General features: G+C 73.3%; 22 protein-coding genes. 16 read left to right on the plus strand and 6 right to left on the minus strand.

Annotated features, from left to right (window positions below):
* The first annotated feature begins 5 nt into the window (after positions 1–5).
* The 6 genes from B5Y66_RS14010 to arfB all read left to right on the plus strand — a co-directional run bounded on the left by B5Y66_RS14010 (position 6) and on the right by arfB (position 6,433).
* Positions 6–734, plus strand: coding sequence for a group I intron-associated PD-(D/E)XK endonuclease (locus B5Y66_RS14010; RefSeq protein WP_079575130.1), 729 nt, complete (start codon positions 6–8; stop codon positions 732–734).
* Between the two features lie 203 nt (positions 735–937).
* Positions 938–1,852, plus strand: a complete 915-nt coding sequence (locus B5Y66_RS14015) for a LysR family transcriptional regulator (protein WP_079575131.1) — start codon at positions 938–940, stop codon at positions 1,850–1,852.
* A gap of 249 nt (positions 1,853–2,101) precedes the next feature.
* Complete coding sequence (locus B5Y66_RS14020; protein ID WP_176168873.1) at positions 2,102–3,562, plus strand: sodium/proline symporter; 1,461 nt, start codon at positions 2,102–2,104, stop codon at positions 3,560–3,562.
* An 87-nt stretch (positions 3,563–3,649) separates the two neighbouring features.
* Entirely contained in the window at positions 3,650–4,429 is a 780-nt protein-coding gene (locus tag B5Y66_RS14025) for an enoyl-CoA hydratase/isomerase family protein (protein ID WP_079575133.1), read from the plus strand.
* Complete coding sequence (locus B5Y66_RS14030; RefSeq protein WP_079575134.1) at positions 4,426–5,988, plus strand: AMP-binding protein; 1,563 nt, start codon at positions 4,426–4,428, stop codon at positions 5,986–5,988. The genes B5Y66_RS14025 and B5Y66_RS14030 overlap by 4 nt, the downstream gene beginning before the upstream one ends.
* 7 nt (positions 5,989–5,995) lie before the next feature.
* Positions 5,996–6,433 (plus strand): alternative ribosome rescue aminoacyl-tRNA hydrolase ArfB, encoded by a 438-nt coding sequence (arfB, locus tag B5Y66_RS14035; protein WP_079575135.1) that lies wholly within the window; start codon positions 5,996–5,998, stop codon positions 6,431–6,433.
* A 9-nt stretch (positions 6,434–6,442) separates the two neighbouring features.
* Here arfB and B5Y66_RS14040 read toward each other — a convergent pair whose 3' ends face one another.
* Positions 6,443–7,075, minus strand: coding sequence for a dihydrofolate reductase family protein (locus B5Y66_RS14040; protein WP_079575136.1), 633 nt, complete (start codon positions 7,073–7,075; stop codon positions 6,443–6,445).
* Between the two features lie 74 nt (positions 7,076–7,149).
* Complete coding sequence (locus B5Y66_RS14045; protein ID WP_176168874.1) at positions 7,150–8,127, minus strand: glycoside hydrolase family 43 protein; 978 nt, start codon at positions 8,125–8,127, stop codon at positions 7,150–7,152.
* A 276-nt stretch (positions 8,128–8,403) separates the two neighbouring features.
* Here B5Y66_RS14045 and B5Y66_RS14050 point away from each other — a divergent pair, with 276 nt between their 5' ends.
* Both B5Y66_RS14050 and B5Y66_RS14055 read left to right on the plus strand, forming a co-directional pair.
* Positions 8,404–9,204, plus strand: coding sequence for a sugar phosphate isomerase/epimerase family protein (locus B5Y66_RS14050; protein WP_079575137.1), 801 nt, complete (start codon positions 8,404–8,406; stop codon positions 9,202–9,204).
* Positions 9,201–10,298: a Gfo/Idh/MocA family protein gene (locus tag B5Y66_RS14055; RefSeq protein WP_079575138.1), complete on the plus strand. Its 1,098-nt coding sequence runs from the start codon at positions 9,201–9,203 to the stop codon at positions 10,296–10,298. The genes B5Y66_RS14050 and B5Y66_RS14055 overlap by 4 nt, the downstream gene beginning before the upstream one ends.
* A gap of 62 nt (positions 10,299–10,360) precedes the next feature.
* On the opposite strand, the gene B5Y66_RS14060 is transcribed toward B5Y66_RS14055, so the two are convergent.
* The gene (locus B5Y66_RS14060) at positions 10,361–10,984 is read right to left on the minus strand and encodes a TetR/AcrR family transcriptional regulator (RefSeq protein WP_245807117.1); all 624 of its coding nucleotides are present in this window, start codon (positions 10,982–10,984) and stop codon (positions 10,361–10,363) included.
* Between the two features lie 63 nt (positions 10,985–11,047).
* A complete protein-coding gene (locus B5Y66_RS22265; RefSeq protein WP_139820894.1) occupies positions 11,048–11,281 on the minus strand; it encodes a hypothetical protein in 234 nt (77 codons plus the stop codon).
* A gap of 220 nt (positions 11,282–11,501) precedes the next feature.
* Here B5Y66_RS22265 and B5Y66_RS22270 point away from each other — a divergent pair, with 220 nt between their 5' ends.
* Entirely contained in the window at positions 11,502–11,780 is a 279-nt protein-coding gene (locus tag B5Y66_RS22270; RefSeq protein ID WP_139820895.1) for a response regulator transcription factor, read from the plus strand.
* Between the two features lie 43 nt (positions 11,781–11,823).
* On the opposite strand, the gene B5Y66_RS22560 is transcribed toward B5Y66_RS22270, so the two are convergent.
* Entirely contained in the window at positions 11,824–13,734 is a 1,911-nt protein-coding gene (locus tag B5Y66_RS22560) for a hypothetical protein (RefSeq protein ID WP_176168875.1), read from the minus strand.
* A 116-nt stretch (positions 13,735–13,850) separates the two neighbouring features.
* Between B5Y66_RS22560 and B5Y66_RS14075 the strand changes: the two genes are divergently transcribed.
* From B5Y66_RS14075 to B5Y66_RS14095, 5 genes are all read left to right on the plus strand, one after another.
* Positions 13,851–15,590: an FAD-dependent oxidoreductase gene (locus tag B5Y66_RS14075; RefSeq protein ID WP_079575140.1), complete on the plus strand. Its 1,740-nt coding sequence runs from the start codon at positions 13,851–13,853 to the stop codon at positions 15,588–15,590.
* 40 nt (positions 15,591–15,630) lie between these two features.
* A complete protein-coding gene (locus B5Y66_RS14080) occupies positions 15,631–15,903 on the plus strand; it encodes a metal-sensitive transcriptional regulator (RefSeq protein ID WP_079575141.1) in 273 nt (90 codons plus the stop codon).
* Between the two features lie 48 nt (positions 15,904–15,951).
* Positions 15,952–16,134 (plus strand): hypothetical protein, encoded by a 183-nt coding sequence (locus tag B5Y66_RS14085; protein ID WP_079575492.1) that lies wholly within the window; start codon positions 15,952–15,954, stop codon positions 16,132–16,134.
* A 95-nt stretch (positions 16,135–16,229) separates the two neighbouring features.
* Entirely contained in the window at positions 16,230–16,643 is a 414-nt protein-coding gene (locus tag B5Y66_RS14090) for a YciI family protein (protein WP_079575142.1), read from the plus strand.
* The gene (locus B5Y66_RS14095; RefSeq protein ID WP_245807118.1) at positions 16,640–17,821 is read left to right on the plus strand and encodes an RNA polymerase sigma factor; all 1,182 of its coding nucleotides are present in this window, start codon (positions 16,640–16,642) and stop codon (positions 17,819–17,821) included. Before B5Y66_RS14090 ends, B5Y66_RS14095 begins: the two co-directional genes overlap by 4 nt.
* A gap of 3 nt (positions 17,822–17,824) precedes the next feature.
* Here B5Y66_RS14095 and B5Y66_RS14100 read toward each other — a convergent pair whose 3' ends face one another.
* Positions 17,825–18,442, minus strand: a complete 618-nt coding sequence (locus B5Y66_RS14100; protein ID WP_217700809.1) for a class I SAM-dependent methyltransferase — start codon at positions 18,440–18,442, stop codon at positions 17,825–17,827.
* Positions 18,443–18,601: 159 nt separating this feature from the next.
* Here B5Y66_RS14100 and B5Y66_RS14105 point away from each other — a divergent pair, with 159 nt between their 5' ends.
* Together B5Y66_RS14105 and B5Y66_RS14110 are read left to right on the plus strand one after the other, a co-directional pair.
* Complete coding sequence (locus tag B5Y66_RS14105; RefSeq protein WP_079575143.1) at positions 18,602–20,137, plus strand: sodium:solute symporter family protein; 1,536 nt, start codon at positions 18,602–18,604, stop codon at positions 20,135–20,137.
* Positions 20,134–21,393 (plus strand): AGE family epimerase/isomerase, encoded by a 1,260-nt coding sequence (locus B5Y66_RS14110; RefSeq protein WP_245807119.1) that lies wholly within the window; start codon positions 20,134–20,136, stop codon positions 21,391–21,393. Before B5Y66_RS14105 ends, B5Y66_RS14110 begins: the two co-directional genes overlap by 4 nt.
* Positions 21,394–21,428: the final 35 nt, after the last annotated feature.

Here is a 21,428-nt window from a genome sequence, read left to right on the forward strand (position 1 = left end):
GACGCATGGCGCGTGAACGGTCGTACACCGACGAGCAGCTTGATGTCGCGATCAGTAGTTCGTACTCCTGGCGCGAAGCGTTGCGCGCGCTGGGGCTGCTGGCCACGTCAGCCGGGGCGATGCGGTCGGTGCGCGCGCGGGCTGACCGCCTTGGGATCAGTTACAGCCATTTCCGCGGGCAACGCCGCTGGACAGACGAACAGTTGCGCGACGCCGTGGCGGGCTCGGGCAGCTGGCAGGAGCTCGCCCGGAGGCTCGGCGTCGACGGAAGTTCGAGCATTGCCGCGTTGAAGGGGCATGCGGCACGCCTGGCGCTTGATACCGGCCACCTGAGTCCGCAGGTCCAGCCCCCTGCGGACAGGTCCGAGGTCGCACCCGACATCAAGCGCCTCGGTCGAGCCGGTCCGCTTCTCGCGGCGGCCTGGTTCACCTTGTGCGGTCAGGATGTTTCGTGGCCGCTCGAACCTAGCCGCTACGACTTGTTGGTCGGGGGCGAAGGCGGGATCCGCCGGGTCCAGGTCAAGACGACCACAGTCCGTGCAAGTGAAAGCTGGAAGGTTTACCTCTCGACGACAGGGAAGGCGCGGCGCACCTATGACCTGGCGGAGATCGATGACTTCTTCGTCATCGACGGTGATCTCACCTACTACCTGATCCCGATAGCCGCTGTCGGTGGGCTCCACGCTCTGCACCTCAGCGCCTATGCCCGGTACCGCCTCCAGCAGGCCTGGTGAAGCGGGGAGGGGTAGAGCCTCCATCCGTTTCAGAGCAAGGCGGCTGAGCCCGTCACCGCCGGTACCCGCGCTCATGACCACGGTCGGCGCGTCAGACCCAGAGCCTCTGCTGAACCCGAGACGGGACAGACAGGAGTACCCGGACGCGCTGGGTGAGCGTGCGGCCCGGCCCGCTCGGCCGGCCGGGGTCCTATCCTCCTCGGATGGCGCTTGAACCCACCACGCTGCGCACCCTGGGTGCCGCGATCCGGCTCGGCTCGTTCGCGGCCGCCGGACGGGAGCTCGGGTACACGGCCTCGGCGGTGTCCCAGCAGATGGCCGGCCTGGAGCGGTCGCTGGGCCTGCAGCTGTTCGAGCGCCACGCCCGGAGCGTGGCCCCGACCGAGGCCGCGCAGTACCTGTTCGAACGGTCCGCGGAGCTGTTGGGGCTGGTCGACCAGCTCGAGGCCGATGTGGCGCGCCTGGCCGCCGGGCAGGCCGGCCGGTTGCGGATCGGAAGCTTCGCGTCGGCGGGAGGGCCGATCGTGGCACAGGTGATCGCACGCTTCCTGGTCCGTCGGCGCGACGTCGAGATCTCGCTCGACGAGGGCGAACCGCACGAGCTCTTCCCCCGGGTGCTCGAGGGCGACCTCGACGTCGCTCTCGGCTTCCGCTACGACCTCGTGCCGACCCGGTGGCCCCAGGAGGTCGTGCTCACCGAGCTCATGGTCGAGGACCTGTACGTCATCGCGCCGCGCCGCCATCGGTTGGCCCACGCGGACGCCGTCGACGTCGGCGACCTGGCGGCGGAGCGCTGGATCGCGAACCGCGAGGACACCGCCGCGAGCCGCTGCCTCGTCGCCCTGGCCGAGCAGGAGGGTTTCAGCCCCCGCATCGCGTTCCGCAGCAACAGCTTCGGGACGGTTCGCGGGTTCGTGTCCGCGGGGCTCGGCGTCGCCCTGATCCCCGGGCTGGCGCACGAGCCGGACGACGAGATCGTCACGCTCCCGGTCTCGCGGCAGCTCCCGCGTCGCCAGATCGTCGCGGCCACCCGACGGGTGCACGACAACCCGCTGACGAGCGCGTTCCTGGCGGCCGTCCGCCACGTCACGGCGGGCCTGCCGGTCCGCGACCTGTGACGACGCCGGCCGGGCCGGTCGCGCCGCCCCATCCGTAAGCGGCGCTGGTGTCGAGGGCGCCGAGGTCTGGGTGAAGGCCCCTGTCGTCGCCCGCTGCAGGTCAGCAGACTCGATGACGTCAATGGCGATGCGGTACGAGCAGCCGAGGTGCTGCAGGACGGGGATGCTCGGATGGACAGCAGCACTACAGCTTCGGTCGTCGCGTTCGTTCTCTATCTGGTCGCGATGCTGGTCATCGGTGTGTGGTTCATGAGGCAGAACGACAGCGTCGCCGACTTCGCCATCGGCGGCCGCCGCCTCGGCACCTTCACGGCGACGCTCAGCGCGAAGGCGACGGACTCGAGCTCCTGGGTCTTCCTCGGGCTGCCCGGCGCCTTCTACGTCAGCGGGATGCAGAACGTGTGGATGATCGTCGGCCTGACCGTCGGGTTCTACGTGAGCTGGCGTGTCGTCGCCGGCAGGTTGCGCGAGCACTCGGAGCTCGGGTTCGACTGGCGCAGCGGGCAGCGCTCGGAGTCCGTGACCCTGCCTGCCTACCTCGCCAACCGGTTCCACAGCGACTCCCTGCGGCTCGTGTCCGCGGTCTTCATCATGCTGTTCTACGTCGTCTACCTCGGCTCCGGGCTCGTCGCGACAGGCCTGATGTTCAGCCAGGTCTTCGGCGTCTCGAACACGACGGGGATCCTCATCGGTGCGGGTGTCGTGATGCTCTACTCGTGCCTCGGGGGATTCCTCGCCTCCAGCTACACGGACGTCGTGCAGGGGATCCTGATGTTCGTGAGCCTGGCCGTCGTGACGGTCGTGGCGCTCGTCAGCGTGGGCGGGCCGGTGGCCCTGGCACAGGACATCGCGGGGGAGAACCCCGACCTGGCGTCGCCGTTCGTCGAGGTCGCGCTCGACGGCGGCGAGTGGGTCTCGGGCAGCCCCGTCGCCGTCGTCGCGATCGTCTCCGCACTGGCCTGGGGCCTCGGCTACTTCGGGCAGCCGCACATCCTGGCGCGGTTCATGGGGCTGCGGACCGCGGAGTCGACCAAGGGCGCCCGGCGCCTCGGGGTGTTCCTGTCCGTCACGCTGCTCGGGTTCGCGGGCGTCATCGGCATGCTCGCCATCGCGTACTTCGGGCCCGACCTCGCCAACCCGGAGAACGCCTACGCGGCGCTCGTGGACGCGCTGCTGCCGTCGTGGATGGTCGGCATCTTCCTCGCGGGCATCCTCGCCGCCATCATGAGCACCGCCGACTCGCAGCTCGTGGTCGCCGCCACCACGCTCTCGGAGGACTTCTACCGCGCGTTCGTCAACCGCGCGGCGACCGACAGGACCCTCGTCCGGATCAGCCGGGTCACGGTGATCCTGGTGTCGGTCGTCGCCGTCGCCATCGCCCTGCGCGGAGGAACCGTCCTCGGGCTCGTGTCCTACGCGTGGGCCGGGTTCGGCGCCGTCTTCGGTCCGGTGGTCCTGGCGGCGCTCTACTCGCGGCGCACCACCTGGCGCGGAGCCCTGGTGGGGATGCTCGCCGGGGGGCTCACCGTCGTCGTCTACCCGCTCGTCGACACGATCGGCCTGTACGAGCTCGTGCCCGGCTTCGCCGCGGGGCTGCTCGGCGTCTGGGCCGGCAACCGCCTCGGGCCGGGGCCCTCGGCGCAGGTGCGCGAGCAGTACGACGCCGTCCGGGTTCCCGCCACGGACACCGAGCGCGTCCCCGCCGCCTGAGCGCCGGCGAAGACGTCACCGCAGGGCCGGCACCCGCCGCCCAGCACACGCAGCGGCACACGCAGCAGCACACGCACAGGAGGATCCATGGGACAGGTACGTACCGACGTGGTCGACGGCTGCGGCGTCGTCACGCTCGACAACCCCCAGGCGCTCAACGCCTGGAGCCAGGACATGCAGCGCGCCGTCGGGAGGGCGGTGGCCACGTTCGCCGAGGACCCGGCCGTCCGCTCGATCGTGCTGACCGGGGCAGGCGACCGCGCCTTCTGCTCGGGGCAGGATCTCAAGGAGCTGGCCGGGTTCGGCGTCGACGACGTCGAGACCTGGCTCGACACCTTCGCCGACGTCTACGAGACGATCCTGTCCTGCCCGAAGCCGGTCGTGGCCGCACTGAACGGGGTGGCGGCAGGATCCGGCTACCAGCTCTCCCTGCTGTGCGACCTGCGCGTCGCCCACGACGGGGTGCGGATGGGGCAGCCCGAGGTGAAGTCGGGCATCCCCAGCATCACGGGGATGTACCTGACGTGGCAGTCCCTCGGGCATGCCAAGACGGCCGAGCTGATGCTGACGGGACGGCTCCTGGACGCCCAGGAGGCGCACACCCTGGGCCTCATCACGGAGATCGTCCCCGCACGGCAGGTGCTGGACCGTGCCAGGGAGCGCGCGGCCGAGCTCGCGGCCCAGCCGACCCACGCCTTCAAGCTCACCAAGCAGCACCTCTTCGAGACGCTGCGACCCGGTCTCCGGGCGGCGTTCGCCGCCGCCCTCGAGATCGACAGGGCCGCGTACGCCGAGGGCGAGCCGCAGGGCACGGCCCAGAAGTTCCTGTCCCGCGGGCGCGACGCGGCGACCGCGCCCGCGTCATGAGCGCGACGACGCCGACCCAGGTCATCGACGGGCGCGACATCGCCGCGGAGCTCGCCGCGCTCGTGGCCGACCGGCCGGGCCGCCTCTACGCGGTCGCCGGGGAACGGCGCGTGACCGTGGGGGAGCTCGACGCCGCGGTCGACCGGGTCCGAGAGGTCCTCGCCGACGCCGGGATCGGACGGGGCGCGCGGGTCGCGGTCGCGCTGCCCAACACCGTCGAGCACGTCGTGGTCGTCTTCGCCCTGGTGCGTGCGGGCGTGCTCTGGGTGCCGCTGAACCCGAGGCTGAAGGGGGCTCCGCTCGCGCACCTGCTCCACGACTCCGGAGCGACGCATCTCGTCGCGGAGCGGGGTGACGACGTGGTGGCCGCCGTCGCGGCGAGCCGCCCGGGGCACGAGGAAGGTCTCGGCGCGGGCATCACGGTCGCCGACGAGGCCGGCACCGCGACGCAGCTGTGGCGCCTCGGCGACGCTCCCGGCGGCGTCGTGCCGGGCACGAGCCTGCTCCTGTACACGTCGGGGACCACGGGACCGCCCAAGGGCGTCCGGGTGAGCCAGTCCATGCTGCGCGCGGCCGCGGTCGGCGCGCTCGCGGTCACCGACGCGCGAGCCGGCGACGTGCTGTACGTGTGGGAGCCGATCTTTCACGTCGGCGGCGCGCAGACCCTGCTGATGCCGCTCTACGCGGACGTCTCGCTCGCGTTGGCACGCCGGTTCAGCGCCTCCGGGTTCTGGGGCGACGTCGTCCGCACGGGTGCGACGCACGTCCACTACCTCGGCGGCATCCTGCAGATCCTGCTCCAGCGACCGGTGACCGCGCTCGAGCGTGGTCACCGGGTCCGCGTGGCCTGGGGCGCAGGCGCGACCCCTGCGATCTGGGAGGAGTGCCGGCGCCGGTTCGGGTTCGCCGTCCACGAGTGCTACGGCATGACCGAGACGTCCAGCATCGTCACCGTCAACACCGAGGGGCCGGACCAGGGCGTCGGGAGGCCGCTGCCCTGGTTCGAGGTCCGTGCGGGTGAGGGGAACGGCGGGCCGGGGGAGATCCTTGTCCGCCCCCTGCACCCCGGTCTGCTGACGCCCGGATACCTGGGCAACCCCGAGGCCTCCGCCGCCGCACGAACCGGCGAGTGGTTCCGCACGGGTGACCACGGCACCCTGGATGCCGCCGGGAACCTCCACTTCCACGGTCGGGCCAGCGACAGCATCCGGGTCCGCGGCGAGAACGTCTCGGCGTGGCAGGTCGAGGACGTCTACGGCCGACACCCCGACGTCGACCGGTGCGCCGTCGTGGGGGCGGCCGCCGACGTGGGTGAGCAGGAGATGGTCCTTCTGCTCACCCTCCGCGCCGGGGCGGAGCACGACGCGCGGTCCGTCGTGGCCTGGGGCGCCGACCACCTGGCGCCGTTCCAGGTCCCGCGATACGTGCGGACGCTCGACGAGATGCCCCTGACACCGAGCCAACGGGTGGCGAAGCACCAGCTGCCCCGAGGCCTCGACGGCGCGCTGGACTGCGCCGTGGCCGGAGCGTCGAGGGCTTCTGCGTCGCGTCGGGCATGATGGTCGCGTGCCCGACGACGCCCGGAGCGGCCTGCGCGTGACGGCGGCCCTCGTCGTCCCGGAGCCGGAGCTGTCCTGGCGGTTCTCCCGCGCCTCGGGGCCCGGCGGCCAGGGCGTCAACACCGCGGACTCACGGGTCGAGCTCTCCTGGGACGTCGCCGCTTCCGCCGTCCTGACCGACGGTCAGCGGGCCCGGCTCCTCGAGGCGCTCGGACGACGGGTGGCCGGTGGCGTGCTGACCGTCGTGGCGTCCGAGCACCGTGCGCAGCTGCGCAACCGCGACGCCGCGCGGTCCCGCATGGCAGCGCTCGTCGCCGAGGCCCTCGCACCGCCGGGACCGCGGCGCCGGCAGACGCGCCCGACCCGTGGCTCCGTCCAGCGGCGGATCGAGGCGAAGAAGCGGCGTGCGGGGATCAAGAAGGCGCGACGCCGCCCGGAGGACTGAGCCGGCGGCTCAGTCCGCTCGTCCGTCGCCGCGGTCCGCGGCCATGTCGCCCGTGGCAGGCACGCCGTCCGCGAGCCCGTAGTGCAGGAACACGACGCCGGCCGGGCTGGCGGCGGGCGGCTCCAGGAGCGTGAGGTTCGTGGGCACCTCGCCGCCGTCGAACACCTTCTTGCCCTCGCCGAGCACGATCGGGTGCAGCCAGAGGTCGAGGCGGTCGAAGAGCTTCTCCCGCAGGAGCGTCTGCACGAGGTCCAGGCTCCCGACGACGCGCACGTGCTCGTGCCGGTCGCGGATCTCGCGCACGGCGGCGGGCAGGTCGGACCCGAGGTGGGTCGACCCGGCCCAGCCGAGGTCGGGGGTGCCGCGGGAGGCGACGTACTTCGGGATGCGGTTGAAGAGGTTGCCGAAGTCGTCGTCCTGGTGGGGCCAGTACGCGGCGAAGATGTCGTAGGTCCGCCGTCCGAGCAGGAGGGCGTCCGTGCCCTCCGCGTAGGCGGCGGCGATCTGCTCGCCCGCGACCTCGTCGAGCAGGGGTGCCTGCCAGCCGCCGAAGGAGAAACCCTCCGGGTCCTCCTCGGGGCCGCCGGGCGCCTGCGCGACGAGGTCGAGGGTGGCGAAGAGCTCGAGGTGGATGAGGCCCATGAATTCCTCCTGGCGGGCAGCGGTCCTGTCGGGAGTGCAGACCGCCTGCCCGGCCCGGAGTCATCGCTCGGTGCTCAGGGCATGGGCGCGAACGGGTTTTCCACGGACGGTCCGTCGATCACGGGGCCATGGCCGGTGAAGGTGATCCGGGACAGCCAGACGAGCCGGCCCGGGTCCTCGTTGACGTGGTCCGGCTGCCAGGCGTGGTAGACGTACCACCAGTGCGGGCCGACCTTGATCGGCATGCCGTGCCCCGACCCGGCGGCGACGTCGTTGCTCGCGAGGATGGGCCCGTCACCCCGCTTGGTCCAGGGGCCGGTGAGCGACGGGGCGCTCGCCCAGCACACGCCGTAGCTGTCGTTCCAGTACTCGCCGGTGGAGTAGAAGCAGTAGTAGCGCCCCTGGTGGACGACCACCGAGGCACCCTCGATCGTGTACGTCTCGTACGGCTGGTCCATCCCGAACAGTCGCTGCGGCTCGCCGACCAGCTCGAGGCCGTCGTCGGACAGCCGCTGGAGGTAGATGTACGAGGGAAGGCCGTCGTGGTTGCCGTCGTTCTTCCACAGCAGCCAGAGCGACCCGTCGACGTCCTGGAACGGCGAGGCGTCGATGCTCCCGCCCTCGGTCGACTGGTCGATCAGCGGCGCGGTGCGGTCGTCGACGAACGGCCCCGTCGGGGAGTCGGAGACCGCCACCGACACCGCCTGCTGGTCGATGTCGGCCCGCCAGGCGGTGTAGTAGGAGAGGTAGCGGTCGCCCACGGCGATCACCTCGGGCGCCCAGTGCCGGCCGGGTCGGCACCAGGTGGCGAGCTGCGGCATGGCGTTGCCGGCCGGGGTCCACTCGACCAGGTCGGGGGACGTCAGCACGGGCATCGCGCCCGCCGCGCCGTTGGTCGCGTAGAGGTAGAAGGCGCCGTCGGCGGCCAGCACCGCGGGGTCGGGGTTGTTCGTCGGCACGACCGGGTTCCGGAACCCGCGCGGTGCGGCGGTGGCGCTGGGAGCGGCGCTGAGCGCGACCGCCGCTCCGAGGCCGCCCGCTGCGGCCAGCACAGCACGTCGGGTGAGGGTCGAGGTCCACGGGGAGTGATGCAACGTTGCGTCTCCTGTCAGGGCAGTTGACGGGCGCGGTAGCCCGTCTTCGGCGATGTCGAAGGTACAGCGTTGACTCACGACCTGCCAAGGGATCGAGGTTCGGTCGGCCGCGCAAAAAACCACCCACTGTGAGGTTTTTGCGATACGCTCGGCGCGGCTTCCGGCAGACGGCCGGTCACTTTTGATGGCCGGTCGACGGAAGTCGGACCGCAGATCACGCCAAAGGAGCCCCAGATGCCCACCACGTCCGTGCAGCTGTACTCGCTGCGGGATGCCGTCGCCGCCGACCTCGACGCCGCCGTCGCGCGCGTCCGCGAGATCGGGTACGAGCAGGTCGAGCCGTACGCGTTCGTCGAGCGCGTCGCCGACTTCGAGCGCGCCCTCGCCGCGACGGGCCTCGCCGCGCCATCGGGTCATGCCGCCGTCATCGACGTCGCCGAGCCCGACGCCGTCTTCGAGGCGGCCGCCCGGCTCGGCATCGGGATCGTCATCGACCCGTTCGTGCCGACCGAGCGCTGGCAGACCGCGGACGATGCCAAGAAGCTCGCCGACCGCGTCAACGAGCTGACGGTCCGCGCGGCCGGCCACGGCCTCCGCTTCGGCTACCACAACCACCAGTGGGAGTTCACGAACAAGGTCGACGGCCGGCCGGTCTTCGAGATCTTCGCCGAGCACCTCGCCCCCGAGGCGGTGCTCGAGGTCGACACCTTCTGGGCCACCGTGGGCGGCGCCGACGCGCCGGCCGTGCTGAAGACGCTCGGCGACCGGGTGGTCGCCATCCACGTCAAGGACGGCGAGGTGTCGGGCGACATCGCCACCGTGCTGCCGTCCAGCGAGAGCGCGCTCGACGTGCCGCCCGCGCTCAAGGCGGCCTACGACAACCAGGTGCCCGCCGGCCAGGGGGACGTCGACGTGCCGGCGATCCTCGCCGCCGCGCCGCAGGCCATCCGCGTCGTGGAGTTCGACTCCTACGCCGGCGACGTGTTCGAGGGCATCGCCTCCTCGCTCGCCTGGCTGCAGGAGAACGACAAGTGAGCCGCGTGGGCGTCGGCATCATCGGTGCCGGGAACATCTCGACGCAGTACCTGGAGAACCTCACGCAGTTCGCCGACGTCGAGGTCCGCATGGTCGCCGACGTGCTGCTCGACCGGGCGCGCGCGCAGGCGGAGGCCTACGGCGTCGCGTCGTCGGGCACCGTCGAGGAGCTGCTGGCCCGCGACGACATCGAGATCGCCGTGAACCTCACGGTCCCCGCGGTGCACGCCGAGGTGGGGCACCAGATCGTCGCGGCCGGCAAGCACGTGTGGAGCGAGAAGCCGATCGCGACCGACCACGCGTCGGCCACCGCGCTGCTCGCCGCGGCCGAGGCTCAGGGACTGCGGGTCGCCTGCGCGCCCGACACCGTGCTGGGCGCGGGCATCCAGTCGGCGCTGCGGGCCATCGCTCGCGGGGACATCGGCGAGCCGCTCACGGCCACGACCATGTTCCACGTGCCCGGCCCCGAAGCGTGGCACCCGGACCCCGACTTCCTGTACGCGACGGGCGCCGGCCCGCTGTTCGACATGGGGCCGTACTACGTGACGACCCTGGTGCACGCGCTGGGCGCCGCGTCCCGCGTGCAGGCGGTGTCGTCGAAGTCGCTGGAGAAGCGGACGATCGCGTCCGGACCGCGCGCCGGGGCGACCTTCCCCGTGGAGGTGCCGACGCACCACGCGGCGCTCATCGAGTTCCGCGGGGGCCAGTCGGCGCAGTCGACGTTCTCGTTCCAGCACGCCCTGCCGCGGGCAGGGTTCGTCGAGATCAACGGCACGCTCGGCACGATCTCGCTGCCCGACCCGAACAACTTCGACGGCGACTCCACGCTGTGGCGGTACGGGCAGGACGAGCCGGAGGCGATCCCCGCGACCGGGTCCACCTGGGGCCGCGGCACGGGCGTCGTCGAGCTGGCCCGGGCGATCCGCGAGGGTCGGCCCGAGCGCGCGTCGGGCGCCGTCGCGCTGCACGTGCTCGACGTGCTGCTGGCGGTGCGCGACGCCGCGGAGACCCGGACGGCGGTCGACGTCGCCTCCACGGTCGACGCGCCGCCGCCGCTGCCGGAGGACTTCGACCCGGCGGCGCCGACCTTCTGAGGCAGGGCCTCGGGTGGTCGAGCTGCCGGGCCACGACAGCTCGACCACCGAAGGACCCGGGGTCAGCTGCCGGGCTCGGCCGGCGGCGGCACCAGCCGCTCGAGGAGCTCCAGCACCCGCGCGCCGTCGACCGCGTCGGGGTCGAGCAGCCACTGCACCTGGATGCCGTCGGAGGCGGCGATCGCCAGGGCGGCGAGGTCCCCGGCATCCACGGCGGGGTCGATGCGGCCCGCCTCCTGGTCGGCGCGGACCTGCTCGGACAGCTCGGCTCGCAGGCGGGTGAAGCGCTCGCGGAAGAACTCGCGCGTGACCGGGTGGCCCTCGCCCGCGGCGTCCCCGGCGAGGGTCGTGTAGAGCTGGACGAGGCCGGGCACCTCGCGGTTGAGCACGGCGCTCTTGCGCATCCCGCCGACCACCGACGACGGCGGGCCGCCGGCGTCGCCCCGCTGGACCTCGTGCTCGTGGTAGACGGCCACGAGCAGGTCGTCGCGCGTGGGGAAGTAGTGCCGCAGCGTGGCGTGCGAGACGCCGACCGCGTCGGCGACGGACCGGAGCGAGGACGCGTCGACCCCGTGCTCCGCGACCATCCGGAGCACCTGGTCCAGGATCTGCGCCCGGCGGGCCGCGCCCTTCGCGTACCCGCGCCGGGGCGCCGCGTCGTCGCCTGCATCCTCCGGTCCGCCCACGCCGCCAACCTACCCGGCGCGGGCGCCGGGCGGTCGGCGGCGTGGGCGGAACGGCCGGGTCCGCTACCGGAGCGACCCTGGGGTCCACTGCGCGACGTGCGCCGGTGCCGGCCGGCCGTCGCCGGTGAGGTCGTCGCAGCGGACGAAGTGGTGCCCGACGCGTTCCAGCGCACACACGGGGGACGAGGTCGTCGGGCCGGCCCCGATCTCGACGGCGTGGGCCGGTGCCGGCAGGAGCACGGCGGCGACCACGACGCCGGCGGCGGACAGGGCGATGGCGAAGCGGCGAGCGGACACGATGGGCCTCCGGACGGTGTCGTTTCCGTGATCGTCCGTCCCACCCCGGGGCCGGGGCATCGGGATCCGCACCTGAGATCACGACTTCGCCCCCTGAGCCCGCCACGGCGGTGCCATCCTGGGGGCATGGCCGGGACCGCCGGACCGTCGACGACGATGCTCGTCGGGCGTGAGCCGGAGCTCTCCCGTCTGTCGTCCCTGCTGGTCACGACGGCGGACGATGGTCCGCGGGCCGTGCTCGTCGAGGGCGACGCCGGCGTGGGCAAGACGGTGCTGGTGGAGGCGGCGATCCGGGCAGCGTCGGAATCTCACCCGCTCGTCACGCTCCGGGCGCCCTGTCTTCCGCTCGACGCGATCTCGATCCCGTACCTACGCCGAGATCGCCCGCGCGCTCACCATCGGCGAGAAGACCGTCAGCACCCACGTCTCCCACCTGCTGGCGAAGACCGGGGCGCGCAACCGCGTCGAGCTGGCCGGGCTCGCGCGGCGCCACCCGTGAGCCGACCGGTCGGGCCGGCCGCGGGCGGCGCCGCGCGAGGCGCTCAACGGAGCGCGACGGACGTCCGGAACGGCGTGTCCTCCACCCCCGAGAGCCCCTGCAGGCGGTCGAACCGGGCCGTGCGCATCGCGATCCGGTCGTCGTCGGCGGTACCGGCGACGCCGTCCGGGCCGATCGCGTAGAAGTGCAGCAGGTTGCCCGTGTTCATGACGCTCGTGCCGTCGTCGTGGTCGTCGGTGTGGAAGTTCCCGAGGAAGTGGCCGGCCTCGTGGGCCGCCACGTTGCCGAGCGACTGCCCGACCGCCTGGACGCGGTCGCTGTCCTCGGTGAGGAACGGGTCGAGGGAGATCGGGTGGTCACCGGCCATGAGCTCCGGCATGACGATCGCCGTCTCCTCCCGGACGAAGTTTCCCGGGTCCACCGACTCGGACAGGCCCAGCGCGGGCATGAGGCCGGCCTCCGCCACGGTGCCGCCGACGATGATCCGGCTGACCCCGGGCTCGCCGAACAGGTCGGGGTCCTCCAGGTCGTTCGTGACCCGGACGTCCGATCCGGGGATCTCGTCGCGGAGCATCTCCCGGACGTGCCGCGTCGTCGCCTCGACGACGGCGTGCTCGTCGGAGGCCTCGAGCCCCCACCCGGGCAGGAAGTCGCGCATCGGGCTGAGGTCGCGCACCCCGGGCTCGAGCGCGTTGGCGCCGAAGACGCGGTTGTCGAACGACGGCCCGCTGAAGTCGAGCAGGATGGTCTGCACGCGCTCTCCCGGAGTGTCACCCCGCGTCGACGGCGCGCGGTGCGCGCCCACGGTGAGGGCGTAGTCGCCCGCCCCGTCGCTGACCGACACGAGGTAGAGCCCGGTGCGTTCGACGACGTGGTTCGCGGTGGCGTTGCCCCCGCGGGCCAGGGGGGAGTCGTCGGGGTAGATGATCCCCGGGTCGACCGACGACCTCTGCACGAGGTCCCCGTCGAGCTCGTGCACGGCGATCTGTCGGGCGGAGCCGGTGACGGTGGCCCCCAGCACGTCGCCCTGGCGCAGCGGCACGGCGTACACGTCGGTGTCGGCCGCGCCGCGCGCGTGCAGGGTGACGTCGAGCTCGTAAGGGCCCTCGGTGATGACGGCCGGACCGGAGGCCGGGTCGAACGGGTCGTCGGGGTAGTGGTTGCCCACCGCCACGTAGTAGGTGCCGCGCTCCTCGATCCGCTGGGAGAGGTGCACGGCGCCCTCGCCGGTCATGTCCTGGCTGCCGACCAGGAGGTTCCCCTCGGCGTCGTACAGGAGCGCGTTCGCCACCAGGTCGCCCTCGGGTGCGATGTCGACCGTGAGGGTCTCGCCCTTCGCGGCCTCGAGGCGGTAGAAGTCGTAGTCGCCGGTCGCGGTGCCCTCCGAGCCGTGGGGCCCGTCGCCGACGACGCCGGTGGTCGAGACCCCGCGACGGTCCGCGCCGAGGCCGAGGTCGCGCGCCAGCGGGATGGCGCCGTCGTCCTCCTCGTTCGGGGCGACGGCCTGCGTGCTGACGGGCCTCGTGTCCAGGTCGCCGTCCACCCGCAGCTTCCAGCCGCTGACCGACCGCGGCGAGGGCAGGCGCTGGGCGCCGTCACCTCCGTCGTCGACGGCGTCGCCGGCGTCCTTCTCCTGCACGCGCGGGGCGCCGTCGGCGGCACGGAGCCCCGGCGCGTCCTGGTCGGGGGACTCGTGCAGGATCCGGTGCTGCATCGCCGCGCCGTCGATCCCCCCGGTGACGTCGGCGTGGTCGTGGTCGTGGGCGGCCGTTCCGGCGTGATCGCCCGGGGTGGCGGGCGGTGCGAGGCCGGAGGCGGTGGGGGTCTCGGCCCCGTTCGCCGAGGTGGCCGCCAGGGCGAGGGGCGCGGCCAGGGCGGCGGCACCGAGCAGGCACGCCGCCCTGCGCGGGGATCCCGGGCGGGCGTTCGGTCGTCTGTTCCTGTGAGCAACCATGTGATCGAACGTACAAGCCCACGACGCGAGCTGCAGGTCGTCGCACTGCGTGCGGTGCCGCGGTCGTGGCCTGCGGCGATGCGGGAGCCCAATACCTCCGGGGGTATAGTCGGTCCATGATCGACGACCACCCCCGCCAGCCCGTCCCCGCCACGCCCGCCCCCGGCCGGCGGATCGTCGTCGTCGGGGGAGTGGCAGGCGGCATGAGCTTCGCGGCCCGCGCGCGGCGGCTCGACGAGACGGCCGAGATCGTCGTCCTCGAGCGCGGTGCGCACGTGTCGTTCGCGAACTGCGGCCTGCCGTACCACGTGGGCGGCGAGATCCCCGACGCCGACCGGCTCCTGGTCCAGACGCCCGCGTCGTTGCGGGCGTCCCTCGACCTCGACGTGCGCACGGGGCACGACGTCACCGCCGTCGACACCGCCCGTCGCGTGGTCACCGCACGGACCGGCGACGGCCACGTCGAGCTGCGCTACGACGCGCTCGTGCTGTCGCCGGGCGCCCGAGCGGTACGCCCGCCGGTCGACGGGCTCGACTCGCCGCGCGTGCGGACGCTGCGCACCGTCGAGGACGCGCGGGTGATGCGGTCGCAGGTGGAGGCGGGCGCGCGCCGCGCCGTCGTGCTCGGCGCAGGGTTCATCGGCGTCGAGGCCGCCGAGGCGCTCGCGCTCGCCGGGCTGGACGTCACCCTCGTCGAGGTCGGGCCGCACGTGCTGCCGCCCCTGGAGGACGAGGTCGCGCACCCCGTCGAGGACGAGCTGCGGCGGCTGGGCGTCACCGTGCGTGCCGGGGTGGGTGCGGAGGCGGTCCGGGCGGAGCAGGACCACGACCTCGTCGTGCTCGGCGACGGCTCACGGGTGCCCGCCGACGTCGTGGTCCTGTCCGCCGGCGTGCGGCCCGACACCGCGGTGTTCGAGGCCGCGGGCCTCGAGTGCGAGCGCGGCGCGATCGTCGTCGACGCGCACGGCCGCACGTCCGCGCCGGGCGTCTGGGCCGTGGGCGACGCGGTGGTCCAGACCGACGTCGTCACGGGTGCCCGGCGCCCCGTGGCCCTGGCCGGCCCGGCGAACCGTGCGGGGCGGCTCGTCGCGGACGACGTGCTGCGGCCGGGGACGGCCCGCCCGCTGCCCGCCCCCCTGGGCACCGCGGTCGTGCGGGTCGGCGGGCTCACCGCCGCCACCACCGGGGCCAACCGGGCCTCTCTGACGGCGGCGGGTCTCGCGTTCCGCACCCTGCACCTGCACCCGAACCAGCACGCGGGCTACTTCCCGGGCGCGCGCCAGCTGCACCTCGTGCTGCACGTGCGTCCGGACGACGGGCTGCTGCTCGGCGCCCAGGCGGTAGGCGGCGACGGCGTCGACAAGCGCATCGACGTGCTCGCCACCGCGCTGCGCGCCGGCATGACGGTCACCGACCTCATCGACCTCGACCTCGCGTACGCGCCGCCGTACGGGCAGGCGAAGGACGCCGTGAACCTCGCCGGGATGGTGGGGTCCAACGTCCTCGACGGCACGCTGCGCCTCTGGTACGCCCAGGACGTCCACGGCGTCCTCGAGGACGCGCTCGTGCTCGACGTCCGTACGGAACAGGAGGTCGGAACCGGGCACCTGCCCGGCGCGATGCTCGTGCCGCACACCGAGCTGCGCGCCCGGCTCGACGAGGTCCGCGCTGCGGCCGCCGGCCGGCCCGTGCGCGTGATGTGCGCCTCCGGCGTGCGGTCGGCCATCGCCCACCGCGTGCTCGCGCAGGCGGGGTTCGACTCTGCGTCGCTCTCCGGCGGGATGCTCACCCTGCGCGCCACGCACGGCGTCCACGCCGACGCCCTGCTCGTGGCCCCCGAACCCGCGGCTGCCTGAGTCCCCCCGATCGCCCGCCCACCGACCCAGCGAGGACACGATGCTCACCACCGACAGCGACGCCCAGCGCCGCATCCTCAACCGCCTGCGCCGCGCGCGAGGTCAGCTCAACGCGGTCATCGACGCCGTTGAGGGCGGCCGCTCGTGCCGCGACGTCGTCACCCAGCTCGCGGCGGTCTCGGCCGCGCTCGACCGGGCCGGCTTCGCGGTGATCTCGACCGCGATGAAGGAGTGCCTCGCCGACCCGGACAACCCCGGCGAGGACGGCCTCACCACCGAGGAGCTGGAGAAGCTCTTCCTCATGCTCGCCTGAACTCCCGCCACGACGACAACGACAACGACTTTGGAGGAGAACCCCACCGTGTGCTATCCCGCGACCTGCAAGCAGTGCGGCAAGACGACCTGGAACGGCTGCGGACAGCACGTCGACGACGTGCGTCGCGCCGTCCCCGCCGGGCAGTGGTGCCCGGGCCACGACGACGAGCCCGCCGCCGGCCACCGTCCCGTCGGCGGCGGCTTCCTGGCGCGCCTGTTCGGGCGCTGACCCTTCTCGGCGCGGGATGTCGAGTACCGCGGGCCGGCTCCGTCCCAGGGGTGTCGGCGGTGACAGGCACCGCCCACGACGACAGGATGGAACCCATGACCAAGTACCTGCTGCTGAAGCACTATCGCGGGATCCCGGAGCCGGTGCCCGGTACCGACGTGCCGATGGACCGCTGGACGCCCGAGGAGGTCACCGCGCACATGGAGTTCATGGGCAAGGTCATCGACGACCTCAAGGAGCGCGGCGAGTTCGTCGACGCCCAGGCGCTCTCGCCGCGGGGGGACTTCGTCCGGTACGGGGGCGAGGACAAGCCTCCCGTGACGGACGGCCCGTTCGCCGAGACCAAGGACCTCATCGCCGGGTGGATGGCGATCGACGTGGAGTCCCAGGAGCGGGCGTACGAGGCCGCGGCGTACCTGTCGTCCGCGCCGGGCCCGGGCGGGCGCCCGCTGCACGAGTGGATCGAGGTGCGCCCGTTCCTCACCGACAACGCCGAGGTCACGGGGTGAACGAGCTCCTGCGGGACGACACGCTGCGGCGCCTGGGCCCCCAGGTGCTCGGCGTGCTCGTCCGGCGGGGCGCCGATTTCGCGACGGCCGAGGACGCCGTGCAGGAGGCGCTGCTGGAGGCGGTGCGGCGCTGGGACGCGCCGGGCGCCACCGCGCCGTCGGACCCCAAGGGGTGGCTCGTCACCGTCGCCTGGCGCAAGTTCGTCGACGCCCGGCGCGCCGCCTCCTCGCGCGCGCAGCGGGAGATCCGCGTGACCCTCGAACCGCCGACCGGCCCGACGGAACAGGCCGACGACACGCTGCTGCTGCTCAGCCGCTGCTGCCACCCGGCACTGTCCCCGGCGTCGTCGGTCGCGCTCACGCTGCGTGCCCTGGGCGGGCTGACGACGGCGCAGATCGCCAGGGCGTTCCTGGTGCCGGAGGCGACGATGGCGCAGCGCATCTCGCGCGCCAAGAAGACGGTGACGGGGGAGCGGTTCTCCGAGCCCGGGGACGTGCGCGCCGTGCTGCGCGTGCTCTACCTGATCTTCAACGAGGGCTTCACGGGCAGCCCCGCCGACGGCGTCGACCTCGCGGCGGAGGCGATCCGGCTGACCCGGCAGCTCGTCGCCGCGGTGCCGGAGGACGCTGAGGCCGCCGGCCTCCTGGCGCTCCTGCTGCTGCACCACGCGCGGCGCGACGCCCGCACCACCGCCGCGGGGGAGCTGGTGCCCCTCGACCGGCAGGACCGCGCCCGCTGGGACACCGCCACGATCGCCGAGGGCGTCGGGCTCCTGCAGCGGGCGCTCGCGCGCGACCGCCTCGGGCCCTACCAGGCGCAGGCGGCGATCGCCGCCCTGCACGACGACGCGGCGACCGCGGACGAGACGGACTGGCCGCAGATCCTCGAGTGGTACGACGAGCTCGCGCGCCTCGAGCCCCGCAACCCCGTGGTGGCGCTCAACCGGGCCGTCGCCGTCGGGCACGTGGACGGGCCGCTCGCCGGGCTGCGCCTCGTGGAGACGCTCGACGCCGGCCTGCCGAGGCGCGACGCCACGGCCGCCTACCTGCACGAACGGGCCGGAGACCTGGACGAGGCCGCCCGGCGGTACGCCGTGGCGGCCGACGCCGCCACGAGCGCCGCCGAACGCACCCACCTCACGAAGCAGGCAGGTCGCCTGCGTCACGCGCCGGGCTGAGCGCTACGCGCGGACCGTCCGCGGCCCGAGCCGGTACCAGCGGGGCGACGTGCGGTTCATCGGGAAGCCGAGGCCCGCGGTGTCCGCCTCGCGCACGTCCAGCAGCTCCCAGGCGGTGAAGGCCGTCAGGATGTCGTGCTCGGCGGCGCCCTCGACGAGCCGCCGCCACTTCGAAGCGCCGAACGCGAGCATGAGCACCGTCGCGCCGGGGTTCGCCAGCGCCGTCACACCGCGGGCCTCGGCGGCACGGTGCGCGGGGTCGAGGCCCTGGAAGCAGCCGATGTCGAGGAACAGGTCGAAGGTGCCGAGGCCCACCGGCAGGTCGGTGACGTCGGCGACCTCGTAGCGGATGCCGGGGTCCCGGCGCCGCGCCTCCTCGACCGCGCGGGGCACGACGTCCACCCCGACCACGTCCCACCCGCGGCGCGCGAGCTCGGGCGTGTACTGTCCGCGCCCGCACCCGAGGTCGAGCGCCCGCCCGGGCGGGCGCTCGCGGCCGGACTCCTCGCGGTCCAGCACGGCGGCGACGCTCGGGGCCGCCGCGGCGGCGTAGCCCTCCCACGGCGTCATGCCGAGCCGGTACATGCGGGCGTACTTGCCGCCGGGTCTTCCGCGGGTCATACCGGCACGGTACGACGCCCTGGGGGGCGCACGTCCGGGTGGATGTCACACGAAGTTCACCGGGGGCCCTTGGCATGCAAACGTTTGCATGCCAGCCTCCTCGAGATTCAAGAGCAACGGCCGCTCTCCGGGGGCGGCCCATGACGCGAGGAGTCAGACATGGGTGTTCTCGACTGGGTGGTCGTCGGTGGGTACTTCGTCGTCATGATCTGGATCGGCGTGTGGTCGCGCCGCCGGATCACCGACGCGCGCGACTTCTACGTCGCCGGCGGGAAGATCCCCTGGTGGCTCACGGGAATCTCGCACCACATGTCGGGCTACTCCGCCGCGGTGTTCGTCGGATACGCCGCGCTCGCCTACACGACGGGATTCGCCGTCTACGTCTGGTGGGCGCTGTCCATCACGATCGCCTGCTCGGTGGGCGCATGGCTGTTCGCTCCCCGCTGGCCTCGCCTGCGGCAGCGCCTGGGCATCATCTCGCCGCTGGAGTACCTCTCCACGCGGTTCAACGTCGCCACGGAGCAGGTGCTGGCGTGGTCAGGAGCCGCGCTCAAGATCTTCGACGTGGCGGCGAAGTGGACCGCCAGCGCCATCCTGCTCAACGTCTTCGCGGGCATGCCCCTGATGTGGGGCGTGCTGCTGGTCGGCGGCGTCACGATGGTCTACTCCACGATCGGCGGGATCTGGGCCGACGTCCTGACCGACTTCGGGCAGTTCGTCATCCAGCTGGTGGCCGCGTCGGCGATGTTCGTCATCGTGCTGGTGAAGCTCGACGGCGTCCCCACCCTCTGGACCATGTGGGACCGGCTGCCGGAGGGGCACGCCGAGCCGTTCAACGGCACGCTCACGATGTGGTTCTTCCTCGCGTACGTCGTCATCTCGACGCTGTCGTACAACGGCGGCACCTGGAACCTCGCGATGCGGATGATCGCCACCCCGAACGGGCGCGAGGCGCGGCGCTCGATGGTGTTCTCCGGCGTCCTGTACCTGGTGTGGCCGCTGGTCCTCTTCGTCCCGATGTGGGCGGCTCCGATCCTGCTGCCGAACCTGCAGCAGCCCGACGAGTCGTACGCGCTGCTGGCGCAGCAGCTGCTGCCGCAGGGACTCGTCGGCCTCGTGCTCGCCGGCATGTTCGCCCACACGATGGCCATGACCGCCTCGGACGCGAACGCCATCTCGTCGGTCGTGGTGCGCGACATCATCCCGAGCCTGCGCCGGGGAGCGGGGTTCCTGCCCGAGAAGGCGGAGCTGGCCGTCGCGCGGCTCACGACGTTCCTGTTCATCGCGCTGTCGATGGGCATCGCCCTCACCGCGGACAGCTTCGGCGGCGTGCTCGGGCTCCTGATCCTCTGGTTCGGCGCGCTCGTCGGGCCGATCGCCGTGCCGATGCTCCTCGGCCTGCTGCCGTGGTTCAAGCGGTCGGGCTCCAGCGCGGCGCTGCTCTCGTGGGCCGCGGGTCTGCTGGTCTTCGCGGTCAACCGGTACCTGCTCGCCGACCCGATCGCCGGGCTGGGCGACAACGGGGAAGCCGTGATCGTCGCCTCGCCGGTCCTGGTGTCGATCGTCGTCTTCGTCGTGGTCGGCCTCGTCGCGCCGCAGCGCAACCCGGCCTCCGACGCCCTCGTCGACTCCCTGTCGCGGGACGTCGTCGAGGCGGACGAGGACGCCGCCGTCACGCGGCCGGTGTCCGCGTGACGGGCCTGGGCGCCTCGCCCTGGTCCGCGCACCTCGAGACCACCGTCCTCCCGTGGTGGGAGCGGCACGCCGTGGACGACGAGCTCGGCGGGGTGTTCACGTGCTTCGACAACCGGGGGCGCCTGCTGTCGCACGACAAGTACACGTGGTCCCAGGGCCGGTGGGCCTGGGTGTGCGCCGAGCTGGCCGAGGCCGCGGCCCGCGGCGAGGTCGCCGTGGACGGCCCGCTCTGGTCCGACCGCGCCACCCGCACGGCGGCGTTCCTCGTCGAACGATCGGCGACGCCGGACGCCCGCACGGCCTTCGTGACCGACCGGGCGGGGGCGCACCAGCCTTCCGGGCCCGACGGCGAGGTCTCCACCAGCGTGTTCGCCGACCTCTTCGCGGTCCTCGGGATCGCGGGCGGGTCGCGGGCCGCGCGGGAGGAGGGGGACGAGCGCGTCGCGCCGTGGCTCGACGCGGCGTCCCGGATGCTCCTCGTGGCCGAACGGTCGATCGCCGACCGCACGGCGAGGACCGAGCCCTACCCGGTGCCGGCGGGCTACCGGGACCTCGCCGGGCCCATGACGCTCGTGCACGTCGCCGACGAGCTGGCCCGGGCGGGCGGCGGCGCGCCCGCGGAGGGCGTGCGGGACCGCGCGCTCTCGGCCCTGCTCGACGACGGCGGGATGCTGGGCGCCACCACGTGGGCCGAGTTCCGCGCCGACGCGGGACCCGCGGGCACGATGCTGGACCGGCACCGCACGCCCGGCCACCTGCTGGAGTGCCTCTGGATGATCGTCCACGCGCAGGAGCGGGCGCGGCGACCGGTCGGCGCCGACCGGCTCGCGGCCCTCGCGACCCGGGCGCTCGAGATCGGCTGGGACGACGAGCACGGGGGCCTCCTGCGGTACTGCGACGAGGCGGGCGGGCCCCCGCGGGGCACCCTCCTGGCGCCGGGCGAACCGGGCCGGTACGAGCAGCTGGTGCTCGACACCTGGGACACCAAGCTGTGGTGGGTGCACGCCGAGGCGATGTACGCGACCGAGCTGCTGGCCCGGATCAGCGGCTCCGCGGAGCTGACGACGTGGCACGAGCGCGTCGCCGAGTACACGCTGGCGACGTTCCCCGACCGCGAGCGCGGGGAGTGGATCCAGGTCCGCGCCCGCGACGGCCGGCCCCTGGACCGGGTGGTGGCCCTGCCGGTGAAGGACCCCTTCCACATCATCCGCGCCCTGCTGCTGCTCGCCCGCGGCACGGCGCCGGCCCCCGCGTAGCCCGACACGTCGCACCAGGCGTCGCACCAGACGCA

The sequence above is a fragment of the Krasilnikoviella flava genome (assembly GCF_900167525.1).
GTDB classification, from domain to species: Bacteria; Actinomycetota; Actinomycetes; order Actinomycetales; family Cellulomonadaceae; genus Isoptericola; species Isoptericola flavus.

Excerpts from the sequence above, each read along its gene's own strand:
- B5Y66_RS22560 (WP_176168875.1), bottom strand. The coding sequence starts at position 13,734 with ATGGTTGCTCACAGGAACAGACGACCGAACGCCCGCCCGGGATCCCCG.
- B5Y66_RS14015 (WP_079575131.1), top strand. The coding sequence starts at position 938 with ATGGCGCTTGAACCCACCACGCTGCGCACCCTGGGTGCCGCGATCCGG.
- B5Y66_RS14025 (WP_079575133.1), top strand. The coding sequence starts at position 3,650 with ATGGGACAGGTACGTACCGACGTGGTCGACGGCTGCGGCGTCGTCACG.
- B5Y66_RS14105 (WP_079575143.1), top strand. The coding sequence starts at position 18,602 with ATGGGTGTTCTCGACTGGGTGGTCGTCGGTGGGTACTTCGTCGTCATG.
- B5Y66_RS14075 (WP_079575140.1), top strand. The coding sequence starts at position 13,851 with ATGATCGACGACCACCCCCGCCAGCCCGTCCCCGCCACGCCCGCCCCC.
- B5Y66_RS14080 (WP_079575141.1), top strand. The coding sequence starts at position 15,631 with ATGCTCACCACCGACAGCGACGCCCAGCGCCGCATCCTCAACCGCCTG.
- B5Y66_RS14020 (WP_176168873.1), top strand. The coding sequence starts at position 2,102 with ATGAGGCAGAACGACAGCGTCGCCGACTTCGCCATCGGCGGCCGCCGC.
- B5Y66_RS14100 (WP_217700809.1), bottom strand. The coding sequence starts at position 18,442 with ATGACCCGCGGAAGACCCGGCGGCAAGTACGCCCGCATGTACCGGCTC.
- B5Y66_RS14050 (WP_079575137.1), top strand. The coding sequence starts at position 8,404 with ATGCCCACCACGTCCGTGCAGCTGTACTCGCTGCGGGATGCCGTCGCC.
- B5Y66_RS22270 (WP_139820895.1), top strand. The coding sequence starts at position 11,502 with ATGGTCCGCGGGCCGTGCTCGTCGAGGGCGACGCCGGCGTGGGCAAGA.
- B5Y66_RS14030 (WP_079575134.1), top strand. The coding sequence starts at position 4,426 with ATGAGCGCGACGACGCCGACCCAGGTCATCGACGGGCGCGACATCGCC.
- B5Y66_RS14090 (WP_079575142.1), top strand. The coding sequence starts at position 16,230 with ATGACCAAGTACCTGCTGCTGAAGCACTATCGCGGGATCCCGGAGCCG.
- B5Y66_RS14010 (WP_079575130.1), top strand. The coding sequence starts at position 6 with ATGGCGCGTGAACGGTCGTACACCGACGAGCAGCTTGATGTCGCGATC.
- B5Y66_RS14040 (WP_079575136.1), bottom strand. The coding sequence starts at position 7,075 with ATGGGCCTCATCCACCTCGAGCTCTTCGCCACCCTCGACCTCGTCGCG.